This is a genomic window from Streptomyces alkaliphilus (assembly GCF_014141535.1).
Lineage (GTDB): Bacteria > Actinomycetota > Actinomycetes > Streptomycetales > Streptomycetaceae > Streptomyces > Streptomyces alkaliphilus.
In genome coordinates, this window is the sequence record NZ_VKHT01000148.1 from 1 (window position 1) to 7,455 (window position 7,455).

9 protein-coding genes are annotated in these 7,455 nt (G+C 72.1%); 1 reads left to right on the top strand and 8 read right to left on the bottom strand.

What is annotated here, in order from left to right:
• From FNQ90_RS07480 to pyrR, 4 genes are all read right to left on the bottom strand, one after another.
• Window positions 1-565: PH-like domain-containing protein (locus FNQ90_RS07480; RefSeq protein WP_182605617.1), on the bottom strand; the 565-nt coding region annotated here is incomplete at its 3' end.
• A 71-nt stretch (window positions 566-636) separates the two neighbouring features.
• Window positions 637-1,938 (bottom strand): dihydroorotase, encoded by a 1,302-nt coding sequence (locus tag FNQ90_RS07485; protein WP_182605610.1) that lies wholly within the window; start codon window positions 1,936-1,938, stop codon window positions 637-639.
• A complete protein-coding gene (locus tag FNQ90_RS07490; RefSeq protein WP_182605612.1) occupies window positions 1,935-2,945 on the bottom strand; it encodes an aspartate carbamoyltransferase catalytic subunit in 1,011 nt (336 codons plus the stop codon). Before FNQ90_RS07490 ends, FNQ90_RS07485 begins: the two co-directional genes overlap by 4 nt.
• 116 nt (window positions 2,946-3,061) lie before the next feature.
• Entirely contained in the window at window positions 3,062-3,694 is a 633-nt protein-coding gene (gene pyrR / locus FNQ90_RS07495) for a bifunctional pyr operon transcriptional regulator/uracil phosphoribosyltransferase PyrR (protein WP_228470945.1), read from the bottom strand.
• Window positions 3,695-3,956: 262 nt separating this feature from the next.
• Between pyrR and bldD the strand changes: the two genes are divergently transcribed.
• Window positions 3,957-4,457, top strand: coding sequence for a transcriptional regulator BldD (gene bldD, locus FNQ90_RS07500; protein WP_143621354.1), 501 nt, complete (start codon window positions 3,957-3,959; stop codon window positions 4,455-4,457).
• A 62-nt stretch (window positions 4,458-4,519) separates the two neighbouring features.
• Here the strand turns inward: bldD and nusB are convergent, their stop codons facing one another.
• From nusB to FNQ90_RS07520, 4 genes are all read right to left on the bottom strand, one after another.
• Entirely contained in the window at window positions 4,520-4,945 is a 426-nt protein-coding gene (gene nusB, locus FNQ90_RS07505; protein WP_143621357.1) for a transcription antitermination factor NusB, read from the bottom strand.
• 1 nt (window position 4,946) lies between these two features.
• Complete coding sequence (gene efp, locus FNQ90_RS07510; protein WP_143621360.1) at window positions 4,947-5,513, bottom strand: elongation factor P; 567 nt, start codon at window positions 5,511-5,513, stop codon at window positions 4,947-4,949.
• A gap of 75 nt (window positions 5,514-5,588) precedes the next feature.
• Window positions 5,589-6,755 carry a M24 family metallopeptidase gene (locus FNQ90_RS07515; protein WP_182605613.1) on the bottom strand — a complete coding sequence of 389 codons (1,167 nt, stop codon included), beginning with the start codon at window positions 6,753-6,755 and terminating at the stop codon, window positions 5,589-5,591.
• A gap of 110 nt (window positions 6,756-6,865) precedes the next feature.
• Window positions 6,866-7,453, bottom strand: a complete 588-nt coding sequence (locus FNQ90_RS07520) for an AAA family ATPase (protein WP_182605615.1) — start codon at window positions 7,451-7,453, stop codon at window positions 6,866-6,868.
• Window positions 7,454-7,455: the final 2 nt, after the last annotated feature.

Consider the following 7,455-nt stretch of genomic DNA (forward strand, 5'->3'; position numbering starts at 1 on the left):
GTGCGGGGACGGACGCGGAGGGCCGTCCGCCCTCCGCGGCCTCGGCGGCCGTGCTGTTGACCGCGTCCAGCCACGCCCGGTGCTCCTCGGCGCGGTCGGAACGGAACCCGGAGTCCAGGACCCGTTCCCCGTGGCGCCAGGTGAGCACCAGCAGGCCGCCGTCGGTGAGCACCTTCCCGGCGATTCCCCGGTCCAGCCGGGCTCCGATCAGCCGGTCGGCGGGGACGAAGAAGTCCCGCGCGCCGGGCCTCACCACGCGCACGCCGTGGTCGGTGAGGGTCAGCTCGGCCGTACTGCGGGTGCCCAGGCCGCGGGTGACGATGCGGTCCAGCCACTGCTCGGTGGTGGTGGAGCCGAAGTAGCGTCCCCGCAGCACCATGCGGGCCGGGGCGTCGGGGGCGGGGTCAGTCGGCAGTTCGGGCAGGTCGGAGTGGAAGGAGCCCCGGCGGGCCCATCCCCGGCTCATCAACCAGTAGAGCAGGACGACGACCAGCAGCATGCCGATGGTCCAGGAGATGTATCCCGGCCAGTGGATCTCGGGACGCTCCACGGCGAACGTGCCCACGGGGGCGACGGGGCCGAGGCCGGTGAAGCCGGTGAAGCCGGTGAAGCCGGTGAAGCCGGTGAAGGGGGTGATCACGCGGGCTCCCCCTCCACGACGGTGGCCCGGCCGCGCAGGAAGGTGTACCGGACCCGGCCCGGCAACTCCATTTCGCGGTAGGGGGTGTTGCGGCTGCGGGAGGCGAAGGAAGCGGGATCCACCACCGCGCGGTGGTCGGGATCGAAGAGGACCAGGTTGGCGGGCTCGCCCGGGGCGACTGGCCGGCCGTGGCCGGTCAGGCGACCGATCTCCGCGGGCCGGTGGGACATCCGCTCCGCGACTCCGGCCCAGTCCAGCAGACCGGTGTCCACCATGGTGTGCTGGACCACCGACAGGGCGGTCTCCAGGCCCACCATGCCCATGGCCGCGGCGGGCCACTCGCAGTCCTTGTCCTCGTGCGGATGGGGGGCGTGGTCGGTGGCCACACAGTCGATGGTGCCGTCGGCCAACGCCTCGCGCAGCGCGCGCACGTCCCGCTCGGTGCGCAGCGGCGGATTGACCTTGTAGACCGGGTCGTAGGAGCGCACCAGTTCGTCGGTGAACAGCAGGTGGTGCGGGGTGACCTCGGCGGTGACCCGCCAGCCCTTGGACTTGGCCCAGCGCACGATCTCCACCGAACCGGCGGTGGACAGGTGGCAGATGTGCACCCGGGAGTCGACGTGGGCGGCGAGCAGCACGTCGCGGGCGATGATCGACTCCTCCGCGACGGCGGGCCACCCGCCCAGGCCCAGCTCGGCGGAGACGGTGCCCTCGTTCATCTGGGCGCCCTCGGTCAGTCGGGGCTCCTGGGCGTGCTGGGCGATCACGCCGTCGAATGCCTTCACGTACTCCAGCGCCCGCCGCATGATCACGGCGTCGTCCACGCACTTGCCGTCGTCGGAGAAGACCCGCACGCCGGCGGCCGACTCGTGCATCGCGCCCAGCTCGGCGAGCTGCTTGCCCTCCAGGCCGACCGTGACCGCGCCGACCGGCTGGACGTCGCAGTAGCCCGAGGAGCGACCCAGCCGCCACACCTGCTCCACCACTCCCGCCGTGTCGGCCACGGGGAAGGTGTTGGCCATGGCGTGGACGGCCGTGAAACCGCCCCGGGCGGCGGCCCGGGTTCCGGTCAGGACCGTTTCGGAGTCCTCGCGACCGGGCTCGCGCAGGTGGGTGTGGAGGTCGACCAGACCCGGCAGCAGCACGGCACCGTTCGCCTCGACGATCTCCGCGCCGGAGGCGTCGGGGCCCGTCGGATCGGTCCCGACGGCGGCGATCCTCCCGTCCGCCAGGAGGACGTCCACGGGGTCGGCGCCGAGCGGGCGGGCGCCGCGGATCAGGGTCTTGCCGGTGGTCACTGGTTCTCCTCGGGAAGGGCGGGGGCGGTGGTGGCCGCGGGGACCGTGGACGCGCTGTCGGGGGAGGCGCCGCCCAGCAGCAGGTACAGGACGGCCATGCGGATGCTGACGCCGTTGGTGACCTGCTCCACGGCGGTGCACCGGGGGGAGTCGGCGACCTCGGCGGTGATCTCCATGCCCCGGTTCATGGGTCCGGGGTGCATGACGACCGCGTGCTCCGGCATCCGGGCCATCCGGTCACCGTTGAGGCCGTAGCGACGGGAGTACTCCCGTTCGGTGGGGAAGAAGGCGGCGTTCATCCGCTCCCGCTGCACGCGCAGCATCATCACGGCGTCGCTCTTGGGGAGCACGGCGTCCAGGTCGTACGAGACGGCGCAGGGCCAGGACCCGACGCCGACCGGGATGAGGGTGGGCGGCGCCACCAGGGTGACCTCGGCGCCCAGGGTGTGCAGGAGCCGCACGCCGGAGCGGGCGACCCGGCTGTGCAGGATGTCGCCGACCACGGTGACCCGGCGGCCGGCCAGGTCCGCGCCCGCGCCCCGGAGCCCGGTGCCCACCAGGCGGCGACGCAGGGTGAAGGCGTCCAGCAGCGCCTGGGTGGGGTGCTCGTGGGTGCCGTCACCGGCGTTGACCACGCTGCCGCTCAACCACTCCGAGCGGGCCAGGCGGTGCGGGGCGCCCGAGGCGTGGTGGCGGATGACCACCGCGTCCGCGCCCATCGCCTGGAGGGTGAGCGCCGTGTCCTTGAGCGACTCCCCCTTGGAGACCGAGGAGCCCTTGGCCGAGAAGTTGATCACATCGGCGGACAGGCGCTTGGCGGCGGCCTCGAAGGAGATCCGGGTGCGGGTGGAGTCCTCGAAGAAGAGGTTGACCACCGTCCGGCCGCGCAGGGTGGGCAACTTCTTGACGGGGCGGTCGGCGAGTCGCGCGAGCTCCTCGGCGGTGTCGAGGATCAGGACCGCGTCGTCGCGCGAGAGGTCGGCGGCCGAGACGAGATGGCGTTTCATCGCTTGCCTTCCGGGTCAGGCAGGTGGGTCGGACGGGCCGGGTGACGGCCGCGGGGCAGGCCGGGACGCCCGGGATCCGGGGCGTCCCGGGGCACGGTGCCGTGCGGTCCCGCGGGTCAGGGTTCGCGTCGCCCGAGCAGGACGCCGTCACGACCGTCCTCCTCGGCGAGGCGGACCCGGACGGTCTCGCGCAGGGAGGTGGGCAGGTTCTTGCCCACGTAGTCGGCGCGGATCGGCAACTCGCGGTGTCCCCGATCGACGAGAACCGCGAGTTGAACGGCGCGGGGACGTCCGAGGTCTCCCAGGGCGTCCAGGGCGGCACGCACGGTGCGTCCGGAGAACAGCACGTCGTCGACGAGCACGACCAGGCGGCCGTCGACACCCTCGTCGGGGATCTCGGTGCGGGCGAGGGCCCGGGCCGGCCGCAGCCGCAGGTCGTCCCGGTACATGGTGATGTCCAGGGAGCCCACGGGAACGTCGGCGCCGGTGATGTCGCGCAGTCGGGCGGCGAGGCGGTGGGCGAGGTGCACACCCCGGGTGGGGATGCCCAGCAGGACGACGTCCTCCGCGCCGCGGGCGCGCTCGACGATCTCGTGGGCGATGCGGGTGAGGACCCGGGCGATGTCGGGCGCCTCCAGGACCGGACGGCCGGTTTCGGCCCCGTCCGGGGGGCCCGGGCTCTTCGCGGTCCCGGCGCGCCGGTTTCCGGGATCGGATGTGTGATCGGCGGGTGTACCGGTGGTGTCCATGCGAAACGGACCTCCTTCCCCGCCTCACGGGACGGGCTTTAAAGGACGTCTGGCGAGCCGGAAGGCGAAAACCGAACGCTTACGGAACACTCATGAACGAGGCGTTCAGCTGTACGACCCCAGCCTGCGCCGAGCATAGCAGGAACGGTGGGGGTGTCCGCATCGCCGCAGGTCGGAAGCGTTCCCCGCCGCCCCGCTTGACGGCGTTTATCACGCTGCGTAATCTCACACTGAGTTACCACTACGCCGTCCGGGGAGTCCCATGTCGAGCGAATACGCCAAACAGCTCGGAGCCAAGCTCCGAGCCATCCGCACCCAGCAGGGCCTGTCCCTGCACGGGGTGGAGGAGAAGTCGCAGGGCCGTTGGAAGGCGGTCGTGGTCGGCTCCTACGAGCGCGGCGACCGCGCCGTCACCGTGCAGCGACTGGCCGAGCTGGCCGATTTCTACGGGGTCCCCGTGCAGGAACTGCTGCCGGGCACCACCCCTGCCGGTGCCGCCGAGCCGCCGCCGAAGCTGGTCCTGGACCTGGAGCGACTGACCCAGCTCCCGACCGACAAGGGCGGGCCGCTGCAGCGCTACGCGGCGACGATCCAGAGCCAGCGCGGCGACTACAACGGCAAGGTGCTCTCCATCCGCCAGGACGACCTGCGGACCCTCGCCGTCATCTACGACCTCTCGCCCTCCGTGCTGACCGAGCAGCTGATCGGCTGGGGCGTGCTGGACGCCGATGCCCGGCGCGCGGTGCAGGCCGAGGAGAGCTGAGCCGTCCGCCCGGCGCCGAACGGGCCGGGCGGAGGAGGCGACACGCCACACGACGCGGGGCCTCAGCGGGAGAGGCCCGGCTTGAGCTCCTTGAGCTTGGCGAGCAAGCCGTTGACGAAACCCGGGGAATCGTCGGTGGAGAACTCCTTCGCCAGCCGCACGGCCTCGTCGAGGACCACCGCGTCCGGGGTGTCGTCCTCCCAGATCAGCTCGTAGGCGCTCATCCGCAGCAGACTGCGGTCCACCACCGGCATCCGGTCCAGGGGCCAACCCACGGCGTGACGCGCTATCAGGTCATCGATGGTCCGCGCCCGTTCGGTGTACCCCTCCACCAGCCGCATGGTGTACTCCGAGACCGGTGGCTGCCGGGTGTCGGCGCGCGAGTGCCGGATCCAGTCGGCGAGCACGGTCGTGGGCTCCACCCCTCGCTGGTCGGCCTCGAAGAGGATCTGGAGGGCGCGTTTGCGGGCCGTGTTGCGTGCCGCCACGTCAGCTGCTCACGCGGCCGAGGTACTCCCCGGAGCGGGTGTCCACCTTGATCTTCTCACCGGTGGTGATGAAAAGCGGGACACCGATCTCGTAACCGGTCTCCAGGCGGGCCGGCTTGGTGCCACCGGTGGAACGGTCGCCCTGCACACCGGGCTCGGTGTACTCGATGGTCAGCTCGACCGCCGCGGGAAGCTCGATGAAGAGCGGGTTCTCCTCGTGGATGGCCACCGTGCAGTCCTGGCCCTCGAGGAGGTAGTTGGCGGTGTCACCCACCGTCTCGGGGTTGATGTGCAGCTGGTCGTAGGTCTCCATGTCCATGAAGACGAAGTCCGAGCCGTCCTTGTACGAGAACTGCATGCCCCGTCGGTCGACGGTGGCGGTGTCCACCTTGGTCCCGGCGTTGAAGGTCTTGTCCACCACCTTGCCGGAGAGCACGTTCTTCAGTTTGGTGCGGACGAAGGCGCCGCCCTTGCCGGGCTTGACATGCTGGAACTCGACTACGGACCACAGCTGGCCCCCGTCGAGCTTGAGCACCATGCCGTTCTTGAGGTCGTTCGTGGTGGCCACGGTCGCGGAATCTCCTGAGACTGCTGCTTCGGGGAACCGAGGGCCGCGCCCGCCCGTGCGTCCCGGTTCGGGGAACTACAGGGCGAGGAGCTCCTTGGTCGTGATGGTGAGTAGCTCCGGTCCGCCGTCCGCCTCGGGACGGACGACGAGCGTGTCGTCGATCCGGACGCCGCCCCGACCCGGGAGATGTACCCCCGGTTCGACGGTGACCGGCACACGAGGCCCCAGTCTACCCATGGCCACGGGTGATAGCCGGGGGTCCTCCCCGATTTCCAGCCCCACACCGTGTCCGGTGGAGGTGCCGGGGGCGGGCCCGTGACCCGCCGCCTCCAGCACCGACCGGGCCGCCCGATCGACCTCACGGCACTCGACGCCGGGACGCAGCGCCTCCCGACCGGCCCGCTGGGCGGCGAAGACCAGTTCGTGCAACTCGATCTGCCAGTCGGCGGGGCGCCCGCCGATGACGAAGGTGCGGGCGATCTGACAGCCGTACCCCCCGTGACGGGCGCCCAGCCGCACGGTGAGGAAGTCCCCCTCCTCCACCCGTCGGTCGGTGGGCCGGTGGTCCGGCAGCCCCGAATGCGGCCCGCTGCCGACGGAGGTGGGCAGCGCGGGCGCCTCGGCCCCGTGGTCCACCAGACGCCGCTCGAGCTCCAGCGCCAGGTGACGCTCGGTGCGTCCGACCAGGATGGACTCGAGCAGTTCGCCCAACGCCCGGTCGGTGATCTCCGCCGCCGTGCGCAGGGCGTCCAGTTCCCATTCGTCCTTCACCAGCCGCCGGCGTTCCACCGCGCAGCCCAGGTCCACCAGGGGTGCCCCGCCGAGGGCGGCGGTCAGCGCCCGATGGCGGGTGACCGTCAGATGGTGTTCCTCCACCGCCAGGGCCCCGGCACCGGCGGTGCGGACCAATCGGGCGGCCTCGAGCAACGGCTCGGGATGGAAGACGCGGGACAGCCGGGGTTCGGGGTCCGTCGGGATCGCGGGGAGGGTGCCGGCGAGGGGCGTGACCTCCCGGTCCGGTTCGACCGACGCCGGACCGGGCGGGAGGATGAGCAGGTCCTCCCCCGCCTCCCCCGCGGGCCCCGGTGGCAACAGCAGGGCGGCCCCGGCGGGACGGAGACCGGTGAGGTAGTGGATGTTGGCCGGACGGGTGACCAGCACCGCGGACCCGGACGCCGTCCCGGCCGCCTCCCTGATCCCGACCCGTCGCCGGGCATGTGCCTGTGGGGTGCCGCGTGACATGCGGTGAGCCTACGCAGGGGACGGCCCGTCGGCCCCTCGGACGCGTCCGGGCGGGTTCGGGCGGAGCCCGACGGGAGATTCCGGCGCCCGCGACGGATCCGCGCGACGGATCACCAGGAGGGGGGATGGACCAGGGCCCTGGTCACCGCCTCATCGATCATGCGTGCGGTGGTGGGGACATCCAGCCGGGAGTTGTCGATGACGGGTAGTCCCGATCCGTACCAGCCGGCCATTCGGCCGTGGATGACCGCCACCTCCTCGTCGGCCAGGCGTCGGGTGCCGCTGCGGGCGGCGTTGCGTTCCAGGACCGTCTCCAGCCCGGGGAGCAACACCACGGGTATGAGCCCGGGGCCCACGTGCCGTTTCCAGCCCCCCAGACCGACGGCGGGGCGGTCGGGGAAGACCGCGTCATCGAGGATGCAGGAGATGCCGTTGGCCAGGAAGTTGCGGGCGGCGAAACCACAGGTGCGACGGGCCAGTCGGTACTGGGCCTCGGAGCGGTCGTCCCACCCGGCCCTGGGGTCGGCGAAGCCCGCCCGGACCCACTCGCGCACGTCGTCCAGGCTGATGTGGGCGGTCGGAACGGTGCGGTGATCGGCCCAGTACCGGGCCACCGTGGTCTTGCCGGCCCCGGCCGGACCGATGAGCAGGACGGCGAGGGCGGCACCGGCCGAACCCGGCGGGGCCGGCAAGACCACGG

Bases quoted from the DNA above. Each gene is read 5' to 3' on its own strand.
- FNQ90_RS07490 (WP_182605612.1), bottom strand. From the start codon at position 2,945: ATGAAACGCCATCTCGTCTCGGCCGCCGACCTCTCGCGCGACGACGCG.
- pyrR (WP_228470945.1), bottom strand. From the start codon at position 3,694: ATGGACACCACCGGTACACCCGCCGATCACACATCCGATCCCGGAAAC.
- bldD (WP_143621354.1), top strand. From the start codon at position 3,957: ATGTCGAGCGAATACGCCAAACAGCTCGGAGCCAAGCTCCGAGCCATC.
- FNQ90_RS07515 (WP_182605613.1), bottom strand. From the start codon at position 6,755: ATGTCACGCGGCACCCCACAGGCACATGCCCGGCGACGGGTCGGGATC.